Genomic DNA, 21,826 nt, shown 5'->3' on the forward strand with positions numbered 1-21,826 from the left:
GGCGCCGTGGTCACCGAGACCGCCGGCGCCGGGGCGCCGGCACTTGGCGTTGGCGGGGCATTCGCCGACGTCGTGCCGGCTGCCGGGGCGCCGGCGGGTGGCGTTGCGCCCGCGACCGCCGGGGCACCTGGTGGCTTGACCGGCACCATCGGTGGCTCCTGTCCTTCGGCGGGGATGATCACATGCGGCAGGATCTTGTTGAGTTCATCGGCGACCTGGGCGGTGATGTCGAATTCGTTGACGTTGAGCGCGACCTGCTGGCGGTGCAACACGAGGTTCATGCCGCGGCTTTCCGAGACCTGACGGATGACCGCGATCAGAGTCTGCTCGATCTGGCCGAGGGCGTATTGACCTTCTTCCTGGATGATCCGGTTGCGATCGCGGAACTGGCGCTGGGCGGTGGTGATGCGGTCCTGCAAAGCACGTTCGCGGGCGCGGATCTGATCCGGTTTGAGCTTGGCGCGATCATTGACCAGCGCCTGCTGCATGTCGCGCCAAGCGGCTTGCTCTTTTTGGGCGTCTTGGTTGAGCTTGGCGCGACGGCCGCCGATGGTGCGTTCGACCTCTTGCGCCGCGGTCGAGGCACGCATCACCTCGGGCACGCCGAGCACACCGATCACCGCCGCCGGCGGCGCTGACCCCTTGGGCAAGGGCGGTAATTGCGGCACCGGCGGCAATTGCAACTGCATTTGCGGCGGCGGTGGGCCGGCCGGCTGCGGGGTCTGGGCCGCCTCGGGGCCGGGGGTGGGGGCGGCTTGCGGCGTTGCGTGCGGATTGGTGCGCGGCGGCGCCTTCTGCTGCTGCTGGCCGGGCACGAACCATTGCGGCGATTGTTGGGGGGCCTGCTGCGCGCGCGCGGGGCCGAGCGGCATGAGGAGGATGGCACTCGCGAGCGCGAGCGCAAGAGCGGAAGCGGCGTAACGCATTCTGTTTCAGAACCTCGTGCCAAAGCCGACGCGGAAAAGTTCGGTCATATCGTATTTGTACATGATGATAGGCTCACCGATATCGAGATTGATCAAGCCGAACGGGCTGTTCCAGGTCAGACCAACGCCGGCGCTCAAGCGGATCGAGCCGTCATTCGTCCACATCTGCGAGTTCAAGACCTGGCCACGGAAATTGACCGTCCTACCCGTCACGAACCCTCCGTCCGCGGCGACTGCGACTGGCCGACCTCCCACCCCCGCTTCCTGCAGCCCGCTCAACGCGCCCATATCGGTGAAAATGCGGCCTGACAAGCCAAGATCGGGTGAGACCGGGAGCGGGAACCAGAGTTCGGTCGAGGCCGTCCACATCAGATTGCCGCCAAGGCTGTCACCGGTATAGGGATCATGCGGGCCGACACCGCCATCGAGGAAGCCGCGCAGATTCTGCCCGCCGAGATAAAACCGGTCTTCGAGGAAGGTCGGTTGACCGTTGAGGGAGTTGATATAGCCGCCGCTCTGGATGAAAGAGAGCGCCCATTGGTTGTTGCCGGTGAGGAAATCGAGCGGCAGGATTTGCTGAGCATCGAGATGAACGCGATCGAAATCCGCCTGGCCGCCGAGAGCCGGCCCGGCATAATCGGTGCCGGCGCGAACCACGAAGCCGCTATGCGGATCGACCGGGTTGTCGCGATAATCCATGGTGAAAACCTGGCCAAACTGCGACAGGATGGATTGTCCGGATTGGTCCTGGATGTAATAACTGGCGCCATTATAGACATTGTAGACCTCACGATTGGCGTAGGTGTAGGTCCAGCTCTGGCGGAAATGGTCGTTGAACTGATAAGCGATATTGATTGCCGCACCGGTGCGGCGTTCGCTGTATTCCGCGAAATAGGCGAAGTTATTATCGACATGGAAGAGATTGATCCCGGCGAGCAGATTATCGCCGAGAAAATAGGGGTCGGTGAAATTGATGCTTTCCGAGGTCTCGAGTTCGGCGATGATGGCGTTGACGCCGGCGCTCATGCCGGTGCCAAGAAAATTATTTTCCGAGACGCCGACATTGAGCAAGGGGCCGATATCGGTCGAATAGCCGCCGCCGAGGCTGAGCGAGCCGGTCGGCTTGTCTTGCACCTGCGCGGTCACGATCGTCTGGTCAGGCGATGAACCGGGCGCGTTGGTGACATTGACGTTGTCGAAGAAATTCAACCCTTTGAGATTCTGCTGGGTTGCCGTCAGCTTGTCCTGGCTGAAGGCGTCACCCTCGGCGAAGGTGAATTGGCGGCGGATCACTTGATCCTCGGTGCGGTTATTGCCGACGATGTCGATCCGTTCGACATAGACACGCGGCCCGGAATCGACATCGAAGATCAGAGCGACGGTGTGCGCCTTCTCATCACGCGAGATGCGGGGCTTGACCTCGACGAAGGGCTCGCCGCGCGATTGCACATCGGCCGAGATCGCTTTGACCGAATCCTCAACCGCATTGCCGTTGTAATAATCGCCGGGGCGGAGCCTGACGTCGGGCAGCAGCGAGTCGCCGGAGATTTTCGGAAAGCGCGAATCGACGGTGATTTTCGCGACCTTGTAGCGATCGCCCTCATGCAGGGTGAAGGTGAGAAAAAATGCCTGCCGGTCGGGTGATAATTCGGCGTTCGCGCCGGTCACCGCGAAATCGGCATAGCCGTTCTTGAGATAAAATTTGCGCAGCAGTTCCTTGTCATACGCGATGCGCTCGGGGGCGTAGGTGTCCGAGGAGGAGAGAAACAGCCACCATTGATGCTCGCGACTGCTGATGACATTGAGCAGAGTCCCCGAGCTGAACGCATGATTGCCGACGAAGGCGATGCGGCTGATCAGTGAGGTCGGCCCCTCGTCGATCTTGAAAATGACGTCGACCCGGTTTTCCGGCTGCTTGATGATCTGGGCGACGATGGAGGCGGCGAATTTGCCGTTCTGGGCGTAGAGATCGAGCAGCTTCTTGCGATCCGCCTGGGCCTCGGTCGCGGTGAACACGGCGTTCTGGCGGAGCTGGATCGCGCCCTTGAGCTGGTCGTCGGTGAGTTTCTTGTTGCCTTCGAAGGCGACCCGGTTGACGAGCGGATTTTCCGTCACGCTGACGACGAGGTTATTGCCCTCGCGGCGGATATTGACGTCGGAGAACAGGCCGGTTGCGTACAGAGTTTTGAGACTGCGGTCCATGCGGTCGACATCGAAGGGATCGCCGGGCTGGAGCACCATGTAGGAGAGCACGGTGCCGGTCTCGATGCGTTTATTACCTTGGACGACGATCGATTGAATGAGATCATGCGGATTGACCGGATGGACGATCACCGGCGGCGGCTCCGCGGCCTCGGGCGCCGGATTTGCCGCCGGAGACGTGGCTTTCTCGGGGGGCTTCTCGGCCGGCGGCGCGGCAATGGGCGGCGCCACCGGCCCCGGAACGGCAGATTCTTGCGCCACCGCCGGGGCGGCAAGCCAAGCCCGGCCGGCCAGCATAGCCGCCAACAAGCAAGCGCTCGCGAAACGTGCGGCACGCGCGATTTTCAAAATCCGGTCTTCCTATCGCTATCACCGCACCCTGCACGGCGGGCGGAGAATAGCGGCCCCGAAAGCGTGAGGCTACCCTTAGATCACCAGATCGCGAGTTTTCATGCAAGAAGACCGGGTTGGCGGGTTTCCAATTGAAATCATTGACAAAAATATCGCAATAACGGCAACCCAGGCGGCAATTTCTGCAAAACCGCGCGCGCGAGCCGCAGCCTCTTAGCCGGCGAGGTGGGCAACCCAGCGGAAAATCCCGAGATGGGTGAGATCGTTCCAGGTCGCGAAAACGAACAGCCCGACGAGCAAGGCTATGCCGGCGCGGAAGCCATAGTCCTGAGCGCGCTTGGGAAGCGGCCGCCCGATGATCGCCTCGGCGAGATAAAACAGCAAATGCCCGCCATCGAGCACCGGGATCGGGAAGAGATTGACGAGGCCGAGATTGATCGACAACACGGCGATGAAAGAGATCAGATTGGCGAGCCCGGTCGCCGCGACTTGGCCGGAGAGCTGGGCGATGCGAAGCGGGCCGCCGAGGTCATCGGTGCCGCGTTGGCCGCTCACCATCTGCCAGACGCCATCAACCGTCTCGGCCAGCACCAGCCAGGTCTCGCTCGCCCCCGCCGCCACCGCGCCGGGTAGCGACAGGCGCTCATAGCGCACGCTGCCGCCGGAAATGCCGAGAAGCCCGGCCTCGCGGCCATCGACGAGGTGGCTGCCCGTCGTCACCGCGAGATGCCGGCTCACGCCGTCGCGCAGGAGGGTGAGGTCGAGCGTGGTCGCGGGATGGGCGGTGATGATGCGCTGGATATCGAGAAACCGTGCGACTTGCGCGCCGTCGATCGCGAGGATGCGATCGCCAGGGACGAGCCCGGCTTTCGCCGCCGCCGATCCCGCCATCACCTCGCCGACCACCGGCTCCACGACGGGCCGGCCAGCGACCGCGAACAGCGCCGCAAACAGCACGAACGCAAGGACGAAATTGGCGATCGGCCCGGCAGCAACGACGATCGCCCGCGAAATCACCGGCTTTTCGTGAAAGGTGCGCCCGGCGATCCACGCCGCCTTGGTCTCCTCGCTCACCTCCTCGGGCTGTTCCTGGCCATGCAGCTTGACGAAACCGCCGAGCGGCAGCCAAGCGATGCGCCATTCTGTGCCGTGACGATCGCGCCAGCCGAAGATCTTGCGCCCAAAGCCGATCGAAAACGTCTCGACATGCACGCCGCGCCAGCGCGCCGCGAGGTAATGACCGAGCTCATGGAAAAACACCAGCACGCCGAGCACGATGGCGAACGCGGCCAATGAACGGAGCGTGCTCGGAAGGAGCGAGCCATGGAGGAGGGACGGCAGCAAGGATAACATCAGGCGGCTCCGATCAGGGTTTCGGCCAGACGCCGCGCCTGCGCATCGAGGGCGATGACCGAAGCGAGATCGGCCGCCGTCGGCGTCCCGAGCCGATCCATCACGCGCGCAACCAGGGCGGCGATGTCGAGAAACCCGATGCGGCGGGCGAGAAACGCGGCGACCGCGACTTCGTTGGCGGCATTAAGCAAGGTGGGGGCGCCGCCGCCGGCGCGCAAGGCGGCGCGGGCAAGCGCGAGGGCGGGAAAGCGCGCGTCATCAGGGGGCGCGAAATCGAGCCGGGCAATGGCCGCGAGATCGAGCCTTGGCGCCGCCGTCGCCATGCGCGCCGGCCACGCCAGCGCGTGCGCGATCGGGACGCGCATATCTGGCGAGCCGAGCTGCGCTATGACGCTGCCATCGGCGAAGCAGGCCATGCCGTGGATCACCGATTGCGGGTGGACCAGCACCTCGATCTGGCTTTCGTCGAGCGCGAATAGCCGTGCCGCCTCGATGACTTCGAGACCCTTGTTCATCAGTGTCGCGCTGTCGATGCTGATCTTGGCGCCCATCGACCAGACCGGGTGGCGGAGCGCCGCCTCCGGCGTTGCCGCCGCCATCTCGGCGTTTGATGCCGTGCGGAACGGGCCGCCGGATGCGGTCAGGATGATTTTCTCGAGACTCGCGCGATTGCCGTCAGCGAGCGCCTGAAACACCGCGTTATGTTCGGAATCGACCGGAAGTAGGGTCGCACCGGAGGCGGCGACGGCGGCGAGCATGACGTCGCCGGCGCAGACCAGCGCTTCCTTGTTGGCGAGCGCGACGGCGCGGCTTGCGCCAATCGCGGCCAGAGTCGGCGCGAGGCCGGCGGCGCCGGTGATCGCCGCCATCGTCCAATCGACGGCGAGCGCTGCCGCCTCGATCACCGCCTGCCGGCCAGCGGCGGCCCGCACAGCGCTGCCCGCGAGCGCCTCGCGCAGCGTCTGGTATTGCGTTTCATCGGCGATCACCGCCCATTCGGCGCCATGGGCGCGCGCTTGTTGGGCGAGCAGGGCGGCGTTGCGCCCGGCGACCAGCGCCTTGATCGCAAATCGCGCGCGATCCTCGAGCAGCGACAGGGTCTGGGTGCCGACGCTGCCGGTGCTGCCGAGTACGGTCACGGTTTTGGCGCCATCCGCGCGCGCCCGGTGCGACGGGCGGCTTGCGGCGCGCGGCGTGGCGGTGGCGAGATCGGCGGTCACGTCCAAAGCAAAACTCCTCTGCCGAGGATCAGGGCCAGCGCCGCCGCCATCGGCGCCGCCGTCAAGACACCATCGAGCCGGTCCAAAAGCCCACCGTGGCCGGGGATGAGATGGCTCGAATCCTTGACCCCGAAGCGGCGCTTCAAGAAACTTTCGAACAAATCGCCGCCTTGCGCAATGACTCCGAGCAAGGCCGCGACCAGGGCGCCATGCCACCAAGTGCCACCGCCTAATCCCGCCGCGCCGGCGCCGATCGCGATCGCGGCGAGCAGGCCGCCCGCGGCCCCCGACCAGGTCTTGCCCGGCGAAATCAGCGGCGCGAGCTTCGCCCCGCCTATCAGCCGGCCGGCGAGATAGGCACCGACATCGCTCGCCCACACGGTCAGCATGAGAAACAGCGTGTTGCCGCGCCCGGCGGCCTGATCAGCGCGGAGCCAAACCAGCGCGACCATTGCCAGCGCGATGTAAAGGAGGCCACCCGCGAGACACCGCCGCCGCCACAGGAACGTGAGCGCTGCGCCGACGAGCGCAACGGCAAGGCCGCTCGTGGCCGAGACGCAACCGGCCGCCGGCACGGTCAGGGTAAGGCTCGCGATCACCAGCCATCCCGCCGGATGGCGCCAGCTTTCATGGCAGAGCATGACCCATTCGGCGCCGAGCCCGACCGCGCCGAGCCCGACCAGCGCGACGAAAGATATCGCGCCGAACCAGACCGCGGCGAGCGCCAGCGGCACCAGGACCGCCGCCGAGAGCACCCGGATCCCGAGATCGCCCCACGGCCCGGCGGCGCGTTCACGCCCGGCCGGGCGGTCAGGCCGGGCGGGCACCGAATCGGCGTTCCCGGCCGGCGTAATCGGCCAAAGCCTCGGCGAAATGGGTGGCGCCGAAATCCGGCCATAGCACGTTGAGGAAGATCAACTCGGCATAGGCCGCCTGCCAGAGCAGGAAATTGGAGAGCCGCCGCTCGCCACTGGTGCGGATGATGAGATCGGGGTCGGGCATGTCGGCGGTGAACAGCCGGCGCGAGAATGCTGCCTCGTCGATGTCGCCGGGGTTGATCTCGCCAGCGGCAACGGCGCGCGCGATCAGCTTGGCGGCCGCGATGATCTCGGCGCGCCCGCCATAGGAGAGGGCGATGGTGAGATTGAGCCGGGTATTGGCCGCCGTTATCCGCTCGGCATCGGCGAGGCTTGCTTGGATATCTGGTGCGAACCGCCCAGCCTCGCCGATGAACCGCAGACGCACGCCATTTGCCGCCAGCTCGGCGATTTCGCTCTTGATGTAGTGGCGGAGCAGGGCGGTGAGATCGCTCACTTCGTCGCGCGGGCGGCGCCAATTCTCGCTGCTGAAGGCATAAAGTGTGAGCCAGCCGACCTTATGGGCCAGCGCCGCCTCGATGGTGCGCCGGACGGCACGGGCGCCGGCGCGGTGGCCGGCGATACGCGGCAGGCTGCGCGCCTGCGCCCAGCGGCCATTGCCGTCCATGATGATCGCGACATGGCAAGGCGGCGGATTTGCGATCGGCACCCTATCGCTTGCGGCGTTGCTTGCGGGCGCCGTAATGGCCGGGAGGGACGACATCAGATTTGCCGGATATCCTTTTCCTTCTCGGCCAGCAGCTCGTCGATCCGCTTGATGAAGTGATCGGTGAGCTTCTGCACCTCGCTGGACCAGTCGGCGGCGTCGTCCTCGCTGATGTCATGCTTCTTCTCGAACGCCTTGATCTGGTCCATGCCGTCACGCCGCACGCCGCGCACTGCGACCCGGCTGCCCTCGGCATAGCGGCCAGCGGCTTTGGCGAGTTCGGTGCGCCGTTCCTCGGTCAGGATCGGGATCGGCACTCTGACCAATTGCCCGTCCGAAGACGGGTTGAGCCCGAGCCCGGCATCGCGGATGGCGCGCTCGACGGCGCCGACCAGACTCCGGTCCCAGACCTGAACGGTGATCATGCGTGGCTCGGGGACACCGATGGTGCCGACCTGGGCGAGCGGCATCTCGCTGCCATAGGCCTCAACCCGCACCGGCTCAAGAAGCCCGGGACTGGCGCGGCCAGTACGCAGCCCAGCAAATTCGCGCCTGAGCGTCTCGATCGCGCTTTCCATGCGGCGGGTGAGATCCTGCTTCAGCGTGGTGAGATCGGCCGGCATGTGATGTCCCCCTTGCTCGCCCGAGGTCGCGCGGCGTTGCTTATTGGGTTTCGATGATGGTGGTGAACCGCCCCTCGCCGCGCATGACGCGGGCGAAGGCGCCGGCGGCGTGGATGTTGAACACCACGATCGGCAGCTTGTTCTCGCGCGCGAGGCTGATCGCGGCGGCATCCATTACCGCGAGATCGCGCGCCAGAACGTCGTGATAGCTCAGTTCCTGATAGCGCTCGGCGTCGGCGACCTTGCGCGGGTCGGCGGAATAGACGCCATCGACCTGGGTGCCTTTGAGCAAGGCATCGCAGCGCATCTCGGCGGCGCGCAGGGCCGCGGCGGTGTCGGTCGTGAAAAACGGGTTGCCGGTGCCGGCGGCGAAAATCACCACCCGACCTTTTTCCATGTGGCGCTGGGCGCGGCGGCGGATATAGGGCTCGCAGACCGAAGCCATCGGAATCGCCGATTGCACCCTCGTTGCAACGCCGAGCTTTTCCAGCGCGTTCTGGAGGGCCAGCGCGTTAATCACGGTCGCCAACATGCCCATGTAATCGGCCTGGGCGCGGTCCATCCCGCCGGCCGCGCCGGAAACGCCGCGGAAGATGTTGCCGCCGCCGATGACGAGGCAGACCTGCATCCCCATAGCAACAACATCGCCGATGTCGGCTGCGATGCGCTGCACGGTTTCCGGGCCGATGCCGTATTCGCGCGTGCCCATCAGCGCCTCGCCGGACACTTTTAAAAGCACGCGCCGATAGGGATGCCGCTCGGTCATGACTGAAGATCGCTTTGCCACGCGCAGAAGAAACTACCGGGCGAACCGGGCTTGAACAAGAGGCCGGCCACCCGCCCCCAGCGTGGGGCGGCGTGACCGCGGGTGGTCAAGACGCCTTCGCGCCCTCGCCAGCTGCTCCGGCGGCGGCGGCGACCTCGGCGGCGAAATCACTGCCCTGGCGCTCGATCCCCTCGCCGAGCTGAAAGCGGGCGAAACCGGCGGCTTTGGCGCCGGCTTTCGCGAGCACGGCGCGCACCCGGCTTTCGCCGTCATGCACCCAGACCTGCTCGAGCAACACCACTTCCTCATAGTATTTGCGGATGCGGCCCTCGACCATTTTCTCGATGATCGCCTCGGGCTTGCCCGAGGCGCGGGCTTGTTCGGCGAGCACGTTGCGCTCGCGCGCCAACGCCGAGGGGTCGACCCCATTGATATCGACCGCCTCCGGCCGCGCCGCCGCGATATGCATACCGACCTGCCGCCCGAGCGTCTCCAGCGCCTGCGCCTCGCTATTGCCCTCGAGCGCGACGAGCACCCCGATCTTGCCAAGGCCAGGCTTGAGGGCGGCATGGACATAGCTCGCAACCACCCCCTGGGGCACCGCGAGCACGCGGGCGCGGCGGATGGTCATATTCTCGCCGATGGTCGCAACCAGATGGGTCAGCTCCTCGGCGACGCTGCGCCCGGTGCCGGGGAAGGAGGCGGCATTGATCGCGGCGACATCTTCGCCGACATGAAGCGCGATCTTCGCGACCTCGCTGACAAACGCCTGGAACTGCTCGTTGCGGGCGACGAAATCGGTCTCGGCATTGACCTCGACCATCGCCGCTTTGGCCGGGACGGAGGCAATGCCGATCAGCCCCTCGGCGGCGACGCGGCCGGATTTCTTCGCAGCCTGGGCAAGCCCTTTTTTGCGCAGCCAGTCGATCGCGGCTTCCAGATCGCCGCCGGTCTCGCTCAGCGCCTTCTTGCAGTCCATCATGCCAGCGCCGGTCTTCTCACGCAGATCCTTGACCAGTGCGGCGGTGATCTCGGCCATGTCGATCTCTCCGTTCAGTCGTTCGGGCGGGGCAGCGTGCGGGGCTCAGGCGGATAGATGCTCGCCGGTCTCGCTCTCGGCGACGATCTCCGGCGGCAGGCTCTCGGCGGCGCCGATATCGGCGCCAGAGGCCGCCATCTCGGCGCTAATGCCATCCAGCACCGCGGCGGTGACGAGATCGCAATATAGCGAGATCGCCCGCACCGCGTCATCATTGCCGGGGATCGGGTAGGTGATGCCGCTCGGGTCGGAATTGCTGTCGAGCACCGCGACCACCGGGATGCCGAGCTTGGTCGCTTCCTCGACGGCAAGCTTTTCCTTATTGGTGTCGATGACAAACAAGATATCCGGCAGCCCGCCCATCTCCTTGATGCCGCCGAGCGCGCGTTCGAGCTTGTCGCGGGTGCGGGTAAGGTTGAGCACCTCTTTCTTGGTCAGGCCGCGGGTGTCGCCGGCGAGCTGATCCTCGATCTGGCGGAGCCGCTTGATGCTCGCGGTGATGGTCTTCCAATTGGTCAGGGTGCCGCCAAGCCAGCGATGATTGACGTAATACTGGCCGCAGCGCTTGGCCGCCTCGGCGACATACTCCGCCGCCGCGCGCTTGGTGCCGACGAACAAAACCCGCCCGCCGCCAGCAACGACATCACGGATGGCGCGCAAGGCACGGTCGAGCAGCGGCACACTCTGCTGCAGGTCGATGATGTGGACCTGGTTGCGCACACCAAACAGGAACGGCGCCATGCGCGGGTTCCAGCGCCGCGTGTGGTGGCCGAAATGAACGCCGGCTTCGAGAAGCTGACGCATGGTAAATTGCGGCATCGCCATCGGGCGATCTCCTTTCCGTGTCCGGTTGACCCTCCGCGCGGCCGAAGGGGCGGCGACCGATGGCACTCATCCATCGACACCACCCACCGGAACCCGGCCAAAACCGGGAAAGGCGCCACGCGTGCGAATTACCGACTTCCGCCGGCGCCGGCGCTATGCCCGAAATTTCTCGACGATGCAAGCGGGACGGCGGGGCGGGAAAGGTAAGAAAAAGCCTAGTTATTGAAAAAATCCAAAAAAATTGAGTGACGGACAGCAACACAAGAAATGATCGCCATCCATATCAATAAAATTATGACTGTTTTTGCAGAAAGACCAGTGTCCATGTCGTGACAATTTTGGGTCGCAACAGTTTTGGGCGCCGCCGGGAAGGGCCCGCCTTGCCGGCGCCGATCGGCTCGGCCAAGGTGCGGGCGACACCCACCCCGCCCCGGATTCCGCATGGCACTGACCGCTTTCGCCCGCCACATCGCTTTCGCTCTGCTGCTCGCCGGCATTTCGGCGGCGCTGGTCCGGTTGATGATCGATCTCGGGATCATGGATCGGCCCGATCCGCGCAAGTCCCATCGCCTGCCGACGCCGAAAAGCGGCGGGGTCGGGATCGTCGCGGCGTTTCTGCTAGGGATTGCGACCCTCTATGAATTCGCATTCTTTTCGCGCCTCGCCGACCCTTATTTTCGCGGTGTGATCCTGGCCTCGGCGTTGATCGCAATCGTCGCTTTTCTCGACGACCTGCGTGACTGGCCGTTTGTGGTCAAGCTCACGGCGCAGATCGCGGCCGCTCTCGCCGCGATCGCGAGCGGGCTTTATGTGCGGGTTTATCATCTACCCTATCTCGGCGCCGTCGATCTCGGCTGGCTCGGCGCCGGCGCGAGCCTGGTGTGGATTTTGTTCACCACCAATGCGATGAATTTCATCGACGGCATCGACGGCCTCGCCGGCGGGGTTGCGCTGATCGCGAGCCTTTTTCTGTGCGTCATTGCCGAGAGGGTGGGCGGCTGGTTCGTTTATTTCGCCGCCCTTTTGCTTGCCGCCGGGATTGCCGGATTCCTGCCGTTCAATTTTCCGCGCGCGCGGATTTTCATGGGCGATGTCGGGAGTCAGTTCTGCGGCTTCGTCCTTGCCGTGCTCGGCATCGCGGCGAGCCGCTTCGAGCGCGTCGAGATGTCGTTTCTGATCGTCCCGCTGCTGCTCTCGGGTGTGTTGTTCGATGTTGCCTTCACCCTCGCCCGCCGGGCGCTGGCCGGCGAGCGGGTGACGGCGCCGCACCGCGGCCATCTCTATCAGGTGGCGGTTCGTTCCGGCCTCGATGCGCGCGGGGTGACGCTGATCCATTGGGGATTCGCAATTCTGGGGGGCCTTGCCGCCATCGGCTTTCTCGCGGCGCCGCCGCCGGCTAAACCGTTCCTGCTCCTCCTGCCGCTGCTTGGACAATTCCTCTGGCTCGGCTTCGTGAGAAATCTTGCTCTGCGCGCCCGCCTCGGCGCGTGGTAGATAGCCGCCAAACACTCAGAATTGGGCAAAATGCCGTCGAAACGTCCTCCCCATTTACTGCCGCCCTGGCCGGCGGATGTGCCCTGGCCGCTCTCGGCGGGTATTCTCGGCTGGGTTGCGGGCCCGCTACGCGCCCTTCGCCGCGGGCTGCTAATGCTGCTCTGGACGCTTGCCGCGATGCCGGTGCAAGCCCTTCTTAACCGCCTGCCCGGGGACGGCAAGCGCGTTTTCCCGCGCGTCTTCTGGCGCACGATCTGCCTCATCTTCGGCCTTCGGCGGCGCGTGATCGGTGCGCCGCTCACCCGCGCCGCCTGCGGCCGGCCGGTGCTGTTCGTCGCCAATCACAGCTCCTGGCTTGATATCCTGCTGCTTGGGGCGGAATGCCAGGCGGTCTTCGTTTCGAAAGACGATGTCCGCACCTGGCCGCTGATCAATCTCGTCGCGCATCTCGGCCGCACCGTGTTCATCAGCCGCCAGCGGCGGGAGACGGCGCGCGGCCATGCCAGCATCGCGGCTAGGCTCAAAGCCGGCGATAATCTGATTTTGTTTCCCGAGGGCACGACCTCCGATGGCTCGCGGGTGCTGCCCTTCCGCTCCGCCTTTCTTGCCGCCGCGATGGGCGAGGACCGGCCGCTGATCCAGCCGGTCTCGATCGCCTATGACCGGCTTGCCGCCCTGCCTTGCCGCCGCGCCGTCCGCCCGCTTTTCGCCTATTATGGCGCGACCTCGATCGGGGCACATTTCTCGCGACTCGCGCAATGGCCAGGCCTGCACGCAACGATCCTGTTCCACCCGCCGCTCGACCCAGGCGCCCTTCCTGACCGCAAGGCGCTGACCCAGGCGCTCTGGCGGATCGTCGCCGAGGGGGCGGCGGCGCTGCGCCAGAGCCGAATGCCCTCAGCCGCGGACGATGGCGGTGCGGCGGCCGGCGAGATGGAACAGCAGCGACAGCCCGACTGACACCATGAGGTTGAGCGCCAGGGCGTAAAACGCCGCGTAGCCGGGAACCAGGGTGCCGAACAGGGTGAGCGGATAGACCGCCGCCTTGAAGCTGAGCGAGGCCGCCATCGCCGTCCCCCAGCCGATCCCCGCCGCCCAGCCGACCAGCAGCGCCCAGCCATTGAGCCAACGCCAGAAGAGACCGAGCATCACCGCGGGGGCCGTCTGGATGATCCAGACGCCACCCAGCAACTGCAACTGAATGGCGTATTGCTGGGGCAGAAAAATGATGAAAAACAGTGCCCCCACCTTGACCGCGAGCGAAACCAGCTTGGCGATCCCGGCCTCCTCGGCATCGGTGCAGGCGGGGTGGAGGAAAGCGCGCCAGATATTGCGGGTGAAGATATTGGCCGCCGCGATCGACATGATCGCCGCCGGCACCAGCGCGCCGATGGCGATGGCGGCGAACGCGACGCCGACGAACCAGGAGGGAAACACCGCGAGAAACAGCGCCGGCACCGCGAAATTGGTGCCGAAGCGAGCGAAACCGGCGGCGAATTCCGGCCGCGTCCCGAGCCCCATCGCGACCGCCATGAAGCCGAGCAACGCAAGGAGACCGAGCACGAAGGAATAGGCTGGCAGGATCGCGGCGTTGCGGCGGATGACGGACGCCGAGGAAGACGACAAAATCGCCGTGACCGAGTGCGGGTAAAGGAAAAGCGCGATCGCCGAGCCCAGCGCCAGCGTCGCATAAGCGCTGTAATTCCCAAGGCTGCCGGCCGGCGGTGGTGCGAGCAGCAGCTTTGCCGCCGGGACGGCAGCAAAGACATGCCCCATGCCACCGAGCGCCAGCGGCACGGCGATGATGGCGGCGAACACGGTGATATAAATCAGCACATCCTTGACCACGGCGATCATCGCCGGGGCGCGCAGCCCGCTGGTATAGGTGAATGCTGCGAGGATGATGAAAGCGACGATCAGCGGGATGTCACCGGCGATCCCGCTCGCCTGAAAGCCGAGCGCGCCGATCACGACGGCCATGCCGACGAGCTGGAGCGCGATATAGGGCATGGTCGCGAGCAGCCCGGTGAGCGAGACCGCAAGCCCGAGCCAGCGATTGGTGAACCGCGCGGCGACGAAATCGGCCGCCGTCACATGCCCAGCCCGGCGCGCCTCGGTCCAGAGCCGTGGGAACACGAGATAGAGAATAGGATAGACGAGAATCGTTTAGGGAACCGCGAAAAACCCGATCGCGCCGCCGCCGAAGACCAGCGCCGGCACCGCGATGAAGGTATAGGCGGTATAGAGGTCGCCGCCGAGCAGGAACCAGGTCACAAAAGTGCCGAAACGCCGCCCGCCGAGCCCCCATTCATGCAGTTGCGTGAGATCGCCGGCCCGCCAGCGCGCCGCGAAAAAGCCCAGCACGGTGACGAAAGCGAAAATCAGCGCGAAAATCAGCGTCGCGGTGAGATTCATGGCGCACCCTCGCTTTCTTCGCGCGAGCGCTCGCGCTGATGGACCAAAAAAATGATCGCCGCGGCGATCAGGATCCAGAGCAACTGATACCAGTAAAAAAACGGGATCCCGGCCAGCGTCGGCGTCATCCGGTTATAGGATCCGACATCGAGCATGGCGACGAATGGGGCGAGCAGCAGCCAGCGGAGCCGCGTCCTCCCGGCCTTCGTCTGCGCGTCCGGCGATTTCATGTCACGTCCCCCCGTCCCCAAGCCGACCAGCCCTTATATCGTTGCGAATCGCCGCTGTCGCCGCTGGATTAGCCACCAGGCGCCGCGCGCGGCAAGGCCGGAGAGGCGGCCGCGCGGCGGCAGGCCGACGGTTTTGAGAATCATGCCGACTCCACGCTCGACATGGCGAAAGCGGTAGAATGTCATCGCCCGCCCCATATAGAGCGCGGTGCAGCGTCGATGATCGTAACGCGCGCCCGCCGGCGCGTTGCCACAATGATAGGCGAAGGCGAGTTCGTCGTCCTCGCTTTCGCCGATCCGCCCGAGCGCGATCGCCAGCCGGCGGGGCAGAGTGATGCGTTCGCGCGCCAGATAGCGCCGCATATGGTCGTAAAACAGCTTGAAATGGCGATATTCGTCGGCGGCGATCAAGCGGCAGATGGTGGTCAGGACTGGCTCCGTGCTGGCATCGGCCAGCGCCGTGTAATAGCTCGAGGTGCCGGTCTCGACCATGCAGCGGGCGATCAGCTCGCCGGTGCGCGAGCCACGCACCGAGGCCGCGGCGTCGAGCGGGATCTGATAGCCGGCGCGATAGCGGGCGAAGGCCGCGGCGAAATCCCAACCCGGATCGGCGAGCATCGCCCAGCGCCCGAGCGCCTCGCCATGCTGCACTTCCTCCGCCGCCCAATGATGGGCGGCTTCCTGAAAATCAGGGTCGTCGGGGAAGACGTTGTCGAGATAGCGGGCGTAATCCTCGCCGTTGCGCTCGACCATCGCCGCCGCCTTGATCAAGGGGACGAGGCTGCGATCGACCTTTGCGGGTTCGAAATCATGCCACGCCACCGCCTCAATGTCCCAGTGTTTCATGGCACTCAAGGAACCCCACCCGGTGGGGACTGGTCAAGCGGGCACGCGTTCAGGCCGGGGCAAAGCGCCGCGGCCGGCGGCCATCGCCGCCCAGGCGGCGCAGACGCGAGGCAATGATCACGCCCAACCCGACGAGCGCCACCACCACGGCTGGGCGCAGGCCGTAACGCGGCATCCAGTTCGCCGCCAGCACGCGATGCCAATCGAGGTGGGTTGCCAATCCATACCACCCGGCCTCGATCGCGGCGGTTGTGAGCGCGGCGAGCAGGGTGAGCGCGAGCAAGGCCGCTACCTGCCCCTGGCGGCGCGCGGCGAGCAGGCGCCAGGCTTCGAGCCAGACGAAAAACCCGGCCATCAGCACCGGCTCGGTGATATTGGCTTTGAGCGACAAGAGAAAATGCAGCAAGGCGAGCGCGGTAAAGACATGGACGCCACGATGGAGCCGCTTCCAGTTCCGCCCGAGCCGCGCGAGCATGGCGTCTGTCGACGTCGCCGCCAGGGCGGAAAGGCCAAGCAGCGATAGAAACCCGACCGCGAGGTAGAACCGCGCGACGATCTCGGCGCCGATCGCGAACCAGCGGAAATTCTGGTCGGCGCTGTAGAGCGCCAGATGAGCGAGCGTGTAAGCCGCAGCGGCGACCCCGATCATGCGCCGCAGCAGGGTCGCCCGCGGCCAGTTGAGCACGACCCGGGCGGGGGTCACGGCGAGGCTCGCAAGAAGGAAGCGCACCGCCCAGCGGCCGCTCTCGTGAATGAGCGCGGTCAGCGGCCGCGCCCCGAGCGCCCCGGCAAAACTCTCCCAGGCGAGCCACAGTCCCGGCGCGAGAAGGATCAGCAGGCAAAGAGTTTTCAGCGCCGAGAACCGCCCGCCGCGGTCAAACCACGGCATCCGGCGCCAAAGCGGCGGGGTTGCGCGGGGGCGGGCACCGCTCATCGCTCAGGGGCCGCCATAGGCGGTGCCAGGCAACGCCTGCGTATTTGCGCTGGCTTTGTAATTCGGCGGGACATTAAAAAGTTTCGAACTGAGATGATGATACTTGACGGCCTGCGCCTCGAGCAGGGTTTTCTCGCCATCGCGGACCTGCAGCAGCACGCCGTCCTCGGTCAGGCAGATTTCCCGCTCGACCTTGGCTGCGATCTCCGCCCGCCAAATCTTGCAGGGAAGCTTCGCGATTGTCGCATCGCCGAGCGGGGTCAGTTTCGCGTTTTCGATCTCGGCCAGCTCGCCAGCGACCGGGTTGACCGTCACCGTCACGGATCGGGTCTTGGGATCGATGATATCGGCGGTTTTGCCGCGATGATCGATCAGCATGTAGGCGCTTTGCCCGAAGATATAGCCCTTGCCGTGCGGGTCGATGCGTTCGATATCCTCCGCCGCCAGCCACCGCACCCGCTCCACCATCGGCTTATCGCCGTTGAGAACGCGATACGTGATGTCGACATCGCGGCTCGGCGTCAGGCGCGGAGCCTCGTCGGCCCAGGCGGCGAGGCTCGCACCTCCCGCGGCGAGCAACGCGACCCCGACCAGAGGCCAGCATACCGGCCCTCGGGTCATTTCGCTTGCGGCGCAGCGCCACCCTCGCCGCCATTGCCTGTCCCCGGCATCGCGCCTTGCGGCATCGGCACCTTGGTATAGCCGGGCGGTGGCACGAACAGGTCCGCCGGTTGCGGCTGATAGGAGATGGACGTCGCTTGCAGCGCGCCGGCTCCTCCCTCCTTGTCCTGGCCATGGCCCTTGAGCAGCACGCCGTCATCGGTGACACAGACGGTGCCATTGGCGCGGCTCGATTGCACCTGCCAGCGGGTGCAGTTGGCGCCGGCCACCTTATCGGGGCCGAGGCGCTGGAATTTCATCTGGTCATTGAGCAGAAACCCGCTCGCCATGTCGACATTGAGCGGCGTCTCCATGAACAGATGTTGATCGGTCATCACCAGCGTCATGCGGCTCTTGCCACGGTCGATGATGACATAGCCGCGCTGGCCGGGGGCATCGAGGCGCATGCGATTGGTCGCGGCCTGGTAATACATATGCGCTTCCGTCGGCCCACCCGGCGTCGCTCGCGTCAGCGCATAGGTGACCGCGACATCCTTGGTCGGCATGTAGGGGGGATGGTCATCCGCCGCCATCGCCGGAGCGAGGGCGGAAGCCAATCCCAACGCACCACCGAGCGCAAACCCCATCAACCGCAGACAAATCGCCATGATCCTCATCCTTGTCTCGGGCCGCGGCCCGCATGAACTCTCAACGCCCATTGCCCTCAGATGGATGCATCGCAATCCGCCGTGAGGGCGTCGATCTCCGCCCGCAGCACCGCCGGGGCAAGATCGTCGAGCCACTGGGCCGTGTGCGAAACTGCCTCAGCGAGGCGGCTCTTGTAAACGTCACGCGGCAATTCGAGCGCGCCAAAGCCGGCGAGGTGCTGGGTCACGAACTGGGTATCGAGCAGCCGGAAGCCGCCGCGCCGCAGCCGCGCGACGAGATGCACCAGCGCGACTTTCGAGGCATCGCGCGCCAGGCTGAACATGCTTTCGCCAAAAAAAGCCGCCCCGAGACTGACGCCATAGAGCCCGCCGACCAGCCGCCCGTCCTGCCAGCATTCCAGGGAATGGGCGTAACCCCGGCGATGGAGGGCATTGAACAAGCGTTCGATTTCGGCATTGATCCAGGTGTCGCCGCGCGCCGGCAAGGGCGCGGCGCAGCCGGCGATCACGGCCGCGAAGTCGCGATCGGCGGTGATCGTGTAACGGCCGGAAAGCACGGTGCGGCGCAGCCGGCGCGGCAGATGAAAGCGCTCGAGCGGCAGGATGCCGCGCAGCTCGGGGTCCAGCCAGTAAAGATGCGAACCCTGGCGGCTCTCGGCCATGGGAAACAGCCCGGCCTGATAAGCGCGCAGCATCAGATCGGGGGTTATGCGAAAATTCCGCACGGACATGAGGGCATTTTGCGCCGCATCGCCCGGCGAAATAAAGGGGCAATCGCAGACCGGTTCATCACGCTTCGATAACCGCTCGCGATGACGCCGTCGGATGACGCCTCGGGGCTGGCTCGATCCCGCCGCCGGCGGTAGACTTCGAGGGAGGAGAAGACCCAATGCCCCTGCTCGCGCCCATCCCCTATCCCGACGAGACGCTCCGCCGCATTCTCGCGGAAACCCGGACTATCGCCCTGGTCGGCGCTTCCGCCAACTGGAATCGGCCGAGCTATTTCGTGATGAAATATCTCCAGAGCAAAGGCTATCGGGTGATCCCGGTCAATCCCGGCCTTGCCGGCTCGGAACTGCTCGGCGAGCGTGTTTACGCGAGCCTCCGCGATATCCCCGAACGCATCGACATGGTGGATATTTTCCGCGCCTCGCATGACGTGCCGCCGATCGTCGAGGACGCGATTGCGATCGGCGCCGCCGTCGTCTGGATGCAGCTTGGTGTCCGTCATGACGAGGCGGCGGCGCGCGCCGAGGCGGCGGGGCTCACGGTGATCATGAACCGTTGCCCGAAAATCGAGTTCGGCCGCTTGGGTGGCGAGCTTTCCTGGAGTGGCGTCAATTCCGGCCTCATCCGCAACCGCGCGGCGAGCGCGCCGCGGGGCGCGGCGAACGGCGCCGACGGGGCAAAGGCGGCGTCGTTGCCCGAGCGCAATCCGAGCTATGGCTTCGAGACCCGAGCGATTCATGCCGGTGCCGCGCCCGACCCCACCACCGGCGCCCGTTCGACCCCGATCTATCAAACCGCGGCCTATGTGTTCGACGATGTCGATCACGCCGCCTCGTTGTTTAACCTCCATAATTTTGGCTATCTCTACTCACGCCTGACCAATCCGACGGTCTCGGTCTTGGAGGAGCGCGTCGCCAGCCTCGAAGGCGGCCGCGCGGCGCTCGCCGCCGCCTCCGGCCATGCGGCGCAGTTTCTCACCTTCTTCACCCTGCTCGAACCCGGCGATGAATTCCTCGCCTCACGCAATCTTTACGGCGGCACGCTGACCCAATTCGGGCTTTCATTCAAAAAACTCGGCTGGACCTGCCATTTCGTCGACCCCGCCGACCCCGAGAATTTCCGCCGCGCCCTCACCCCGCGCTGCAAAGCGATCTTCGTCGAAAGCCTCGCCAATCCCGGCGGCATCGTCGTCGACCTTGAAGCGATCGCGGCGGTCGCGCATGACTTCGGCATCCCCTTCATCGTCGATAACACCATGGCAACGCCCTATCTCTGCCGCCCGATCGAGTGGGGTGCCGATATCGTCTGCCACTCCACCACCAAATTCCTCGCCGGCCACGGCCAGGCTTTGGGCGGCATTCTGGTCGAATCGGGCAAGTTCGATTGGGCGCAAAATGGCCGATTCCCCTCGCTCACCGAGCCCGAGCCCGCCTATCACGGGCTGAAATTCTATGAGAATTTCGGCGATTTCGCGTTTACGACCAAGGCCCGGGCGGTGGCGCTGCGCGATTTCGGGCCGACCCAGGCGCCGATGCATGCCTTCCTCACCATCACCGGCACCGAAACCCTGCATGTCCGTATGGAGCGCCACGTCGCCAACGCTCAGAAAGTCGCCGAATTCCTCGATCGTCATCCGCGCGTCGCCTGGGTATCCTATGCCGGCCTGCCAACGAGCCCGCACCATGCTTTGGCCAAGAAATACCTCCCGCGCGGCGCCGGCGCGGTGTTTACCTTCGGCGTCAAGGGCGGCTTCGCGGCTGGCATCCGGGTGGTGGAGAGCGTGCGGCTATTCTCCCATCTCGCCAATATCGGCGATACTAGAAGCCTGATCCTCCATCCGGCGTCCACGACGCACCGCCAGTTGAGCGAGGAACAGCGCCGAAGCGCCGGCGCCGGCGACGACGTGATCCGCCTCTCGATTGGCCTCGAATCGGCCGACGACCTGATCGCCGACCTCGACCAGGCCCTCGCCGCAACCAGCGGGATCGGGTGACCCCGCTTCTCGCCGCCAATCTCGGTTTTGCTGGCAGCCTCGCCCCGGTCAAACCCGTCCATACGGGCTAATTTTCTTTGATCGGCGCGAAGGCCGCTCAAAAAAAGACCGAACGGAGAGAAACTCACAAATCCGCGAGTCTCACCCAGATCCCGAGGGTGACGGCGAGCCCGAGGGTGATGCCGATTACGCCCCATCCCGGCATGGCGCCGAGCGCTTCGCGCAGAACCAACAGCGCGAGCACGGAACTGGCCGGCGCGATGAGAATGCCGCCGACCAACGAAGCCGGGCTCCGCTCCGGCGGCGCCGCGGTTGTCGGCGGCAGATCGGGCCGCGCCATGCTCACTCCCCGGCCGCTTCGGTGAGGTCGCGGCGGCGACGGCGCTGGTCGTAGCCGTTGAAAAGATGACCCACGAGACCGCGATCGAGATCGGAGGTGCCGAACAGCCAATCGGCAATCGGGTAGGTGAGGTTCATGTTGCGCTGCATCATGATCGCCATGTCGTGATGGGCGATGTGGTGGCGGCGGATGGTGTTGACGAAGGGAATATGGCGGATCAGCCGGTCATCCTTCACATGACAGCAGAGATGGAAGAATTCGTAATTGAGATAGACGCCGGTGGTGGTCGCCATCAGCAGCCACGCGGCATTCGCCGACCACAGCCCGTTCAACACCGCCGCCCCCACGGCTGACATCGCGATGAAGATGATCAGCGCGTACGGGGGGAAAAAAACGATGCGGAAATCCCGCCAGCTGTCGTAATGCGGCGCAGCATCGGTGAAGAATTGATGGTGGGCGAGGGTGTGACGACGATAAATGCCGATGAAAAGCCGCCGCGGCTTGTGCATCACTTCCTTGTGCAAAAACCACTCGAAAATATTGCAGCCGAGAAAGGCGAGCGGCACCACCAGCCATTCGGTAAGGCTCGGATGATCGATATGGCGTGCGGCGAGCCAGATGACGGCGCCGCCGATGAGATAAATTAGCGCCACATGCACCGCCCCACTATAGAGCGGGGCGATTTTCGCCCGATAGGCGTCCCGGAAGGCTGCTTGCCGCGCTGTCATCATCGCTCATTTCCTCCGTG

At 65.3% G+C, this 21,826-nt stretch carries 23 protein-coding genes; 3 read left to right on the forward strand and 20 right to left on the reverse strand.

The annotated features are described in order from the left end of the window. The 10 genes from ACP5M5_RS03690 to rpsB form a co-directional block, all read right to left on the reverse strand. Positions 1-926 (reverse strand): OmpH family outer membrane protein (locus ACP5M5_RS03690; RefSeq protein WP_427935619.1); only part of this gene is annotated, 926 nt, incomplete at its 3' end. A gap of 6 nt (positions 927-932) precedes the next feature. Then, a complete protein-coding gene (gene bamA, locus ACP5M5_RS03695) occupies positions 933-3,425 on the reverse strand; it encodes an outer membrane protein assembly factor BamA (protein ID WP_427935621.1) in 2,493 nt (830 codons plus the stop codon). Between the two features lie 267 nt (positions 3,426-3,692). Beyond that, positions 3,693-4,832 carry an RIP metalloprotease RseP gene (gene rseP / locus ACP5M5_RS03700; protein ID WP_427935623.1) on the reverse strand — a complete coding sequence of 380 codons (1,140 nt, stop codon included), beginning with the start codon at positions 4,830-4,832 and terminating at the stop codon, positions 3,693-3,695. Beyond that, on the reverse strand, positions 4,832-5,971 hold the full coding sequence (dxr, locus tag ACP5M5_RS03705; RefSeq protein ID WP_427935704.1) for a 1-deoxy-D-xylulose-5-phosphate reductoisomerase: 1,140 nt from the start codon (positions 5,969-5,971) through the stop codon (positions 4,832-4,834). Before dxr ends, rseP begins: the two co-directional genes overlap by 1 nt. A 77-nt stretch (positions 5,972-6,048) precedes the next feature. Beyond that, complete coding sequence (locus ACP5M5_RS03710; protein WP_427935625.1) at positions 6,049-6,879, reverse strand: phosphatidate cytidylyltransferase; 831 nt, start codon at positions 6,877-6,879, stop codon at positions 6,049-6,051. Continuing rightward, positions 6,863-7,633 carry a polyprenyl diphosphate synthase gene (gene uppS / locus ACP5M5_RS03715; protein WP_427935626.1) on the reverse strand — a complete coding sequence of 257 codons (771 nt, stop codon included), beginning with the start codon at positions 7,631-7,633 and terminating at the stop codon, positions 6,863-6,865. Before uppS ends, ACP5M5_RS03710 begins: the two co-directional genes overlap by 17 nt. Then, positions 7,633-8,199 (reverse strand): ribosome recycling factor, encoded by a 567-nt coding sequence (frr, locus tag ACP5M5_RS03720; RefSeq protein WP_427935627.1) that lies wholly within the window; start codon positions 8,197-8,199, stop codon positions 7,633-7,635. The genes uppS and frr overlap by 1 nt, the downstream gene beginning before the upstream one ends. Before the next feature lie 40 nt (positions 8,200-8,239). Continuing rightward, positions 8,240-8,965, reverse strand: coding sequence for a UMP kinase (gene pyrH / locus ACP5M5_RS03725; protein ID WP_427935628.1), 726 nt, complete (start codon positions 8,963-8,965; stop codon positions 8,240-8,242). A gap of 106 nt (positions 8,966-9,071) precedes the next feature. Continuing rightward, positions 9,072-10,004 carry a translation elongation factor Ts gene (gene tsf / locus ACP5M5_RS03730; RefSeq protein WP_427935629.1) on the reverse strand — a complete coding sequence of 311 codons (933 nt, stop codon included), beginning with the start codon at positions 10,002-10,004 and terminating at the stop codon, positions 9,072-9,074. Between the two features lie 45 nt (positions 10,005-10,049). Next, entirely contained in the window at positions 10,050-10,829 is a 780-nt protein-coding gene (gene rpsB, locus ACP5M5_RS03735) for a 30S ribosomal protein S2 (RefSeq protein WP_114911989.1), read from the reverse strand. Between the two features lie 441 nt (positions 10,830-11,270). Here rpsB and ACP5M5_RS03740 point away from each other — a divergent pair, with 441 nt between their 5' ends. After that, the gene (locus ACP5M5_RS03740) at positions 11,271-12,323 is read left to right on the forward strand and encodes a glycosyltransferase family 4 protein (protein ID WP_114912682.1); all 1,053 of its coding nucleotides are present in this window, start codon (positions 11,271-11,273) and stop codon (positions 12,321-12,323) included. A 30-nt stretch (positions 12,324-12,353) separates the two neighbouring features. Beyond that, positions 12,354-13,283: a lysophospholipid acyltransferase family protein gene (locus tag ACP5M5_RS03745; RefSeq protein ID WP_427935630.1), complete on the forward strand. Its 930-nt coding sequence runs from the start codon at positions 12,354-12,356 to the stop codon at positions 13,281-13,283. On the opposite strand, the gene ACP5M5_RS03750 is transcribed toward ACP5M5_RS03745, so the two are convergent. From ACP5M5_RS03750 to aat, 8 genes are read right to left on the reverse strand one after another with little or no spacing between them, the layout of a single operon-like run. Then, on the reverse strand, positions 13,221-14,486 hold the full coding sequence (locus ACP5M5_RS03750) for a sodium:solute symporter family protein (protein WP_427935706.1): 1,266 nt from the start codon (positions 14,484-14,486) through the stop codon (positions 13,221-13,223). The two genes, ACP5M5_RS03745 and ACP5M5_RS03750, sit on opposite strands and share 63 nt — an antisense overlap. 3 nt (positions 14,487-14,489) lie before the next feature. Then, positions 14,490-14,738, reverse strand: a complete 249-nt coding sequence (locus tag ACP5M5_RS03755) for a hypothetical protein (RefSeq protein WP_427935631.1) — start codon at positions 14,736-14,738, stop codon at positions 14,490-14,492. Continuing rightward, positions 14,735-14,968, reverse strand: coding sequence for a DUF3311 domain-containing protein (locus tag ACP5M5_RS03760; RefSeq protein WP_427935633.1), 234 nt, complete (start codon positions 14,966-14,968; stop codon positions 14,735-14,737). The genes ACP5M5_RS03755 and ACP5M5_RS03760 overlap by 4 nt, the downstream gene beginning before the upstream one ends. A gap of 33 nt (positions 14,969-15,001) precedes the next feature. After that, complete coding sequence (locus tag ACP5M5_RS03765) at positions 15,002-15,814, reverse strand: ferritin-like domain-containing protein (protein WP_427935635.1); 813 nt, start codon at positions 15,812-15,814, stop codon at positions 15,002-15,004. A 49-nt stretch (positions 15,815-15,863) separates the two neighbouring features. Further along, positions 15,864-16,748 (reverse strand): sulfite oxidase heme-binding subunit YedZ, encoded by an 885-nt coding sequence (locus tag ACP5M5_RS03770; RefSeq protein ID WP_427935636.1) that lies wholly within the window; start codon positions 16,746-16,748, stop codon positions 15,864-15,866. Between the two features lie 3 nt (positions 16,749-16,751). Further along, positions 16,752-17,369, reverse strand: coding sequence for a hypothetical protein (locus ACP5M5_RS03775; RefSeq protein WP_427935638.1), 618 nt, complete (start codon positions 17,367-17,369; stop codon positions 16,752-16,754). Then, complete coding sequence (locus tag ACP5M5_RS03780; RefSeq protein WP_427935639.1) at positions 17,366-18,016, reverse strand: DUF4412 domain-containing protein; 651 nt, start codon at positions 18,014-18,016, stop codon at positions 17,366-17,368. Before ACP5M5_RS03780 ends, ACP5M5_RS03775 begins: the two co-directional genes overlap by 4 nt. Positions 18,017-18,072: 56 nt before the next feature. Further along, entirely contained in the window at positions 18,073-18,747 is a 675-nt protein-coding gene (aat, locus tag ACP5M5_RS03785) for a leucyl/phenylalanyl-tRNA--protein transferase (RefSeq protein ID WP_427935641.1), read from the reverse strand. 158 nt (positions 18,748-18,905) lie between these two features. Between aat and ACP5M5_RS03790 the strand changes: the two genes are divergently transcribed. Continuing rightward, complete coding sequence (locus ACP5M5_RS03790; protein ID WP_427935643.1) at positions 18,906-20,738, forward strand: O-acetylhomoserine aminocarboxypropyltransferase; 1,833 nt, start codon at positions 18,906-18,908, stop codon at positions 20,736-20,738. Between the two features lie 124 nt (positions 20,739-20,862). Here the strand turns inward: ACP5M5_RS03790 and ACP5M5_RS03795 are convergent, their stop codons facing one another. Next, positions 20,863-21,078 carry a hypothetical protein gene (locus ACP5M5_RS03795; protein WP_427935644.1) on the reverse strand — a complete coding sequence of 72 codons (216 nt, stop codon included), beginning with the start codon at positions 21,076-21,078 and terminating at the stop codon, positions 20,863-20,865. Positions 21,079-21,080: 2 nt separating this feature from the next. Further along, positions 21,081-21,809, reverse strand: coding sequence for a hypothetical protein (locus ACP5M5_RS03800; RefSeq protein WP_427935646.1), 729 nt, complete (start codon positions 21,807-21,809; stop codon positions 21,081-21,083). Positions 21,810-21,826 lie beyond the last annotated feature (17 nt).

This window comes from Acidibrevibacterium sp. (assembly GCF_049965395.1).
Lineage (GTDB): Bacteria > Pseudomonadota > Alphaproteobacteria > Acetobacterales > Acetobacteraceae > Acidibrevibacterium > Acidibrevibacterium fodinaquatile.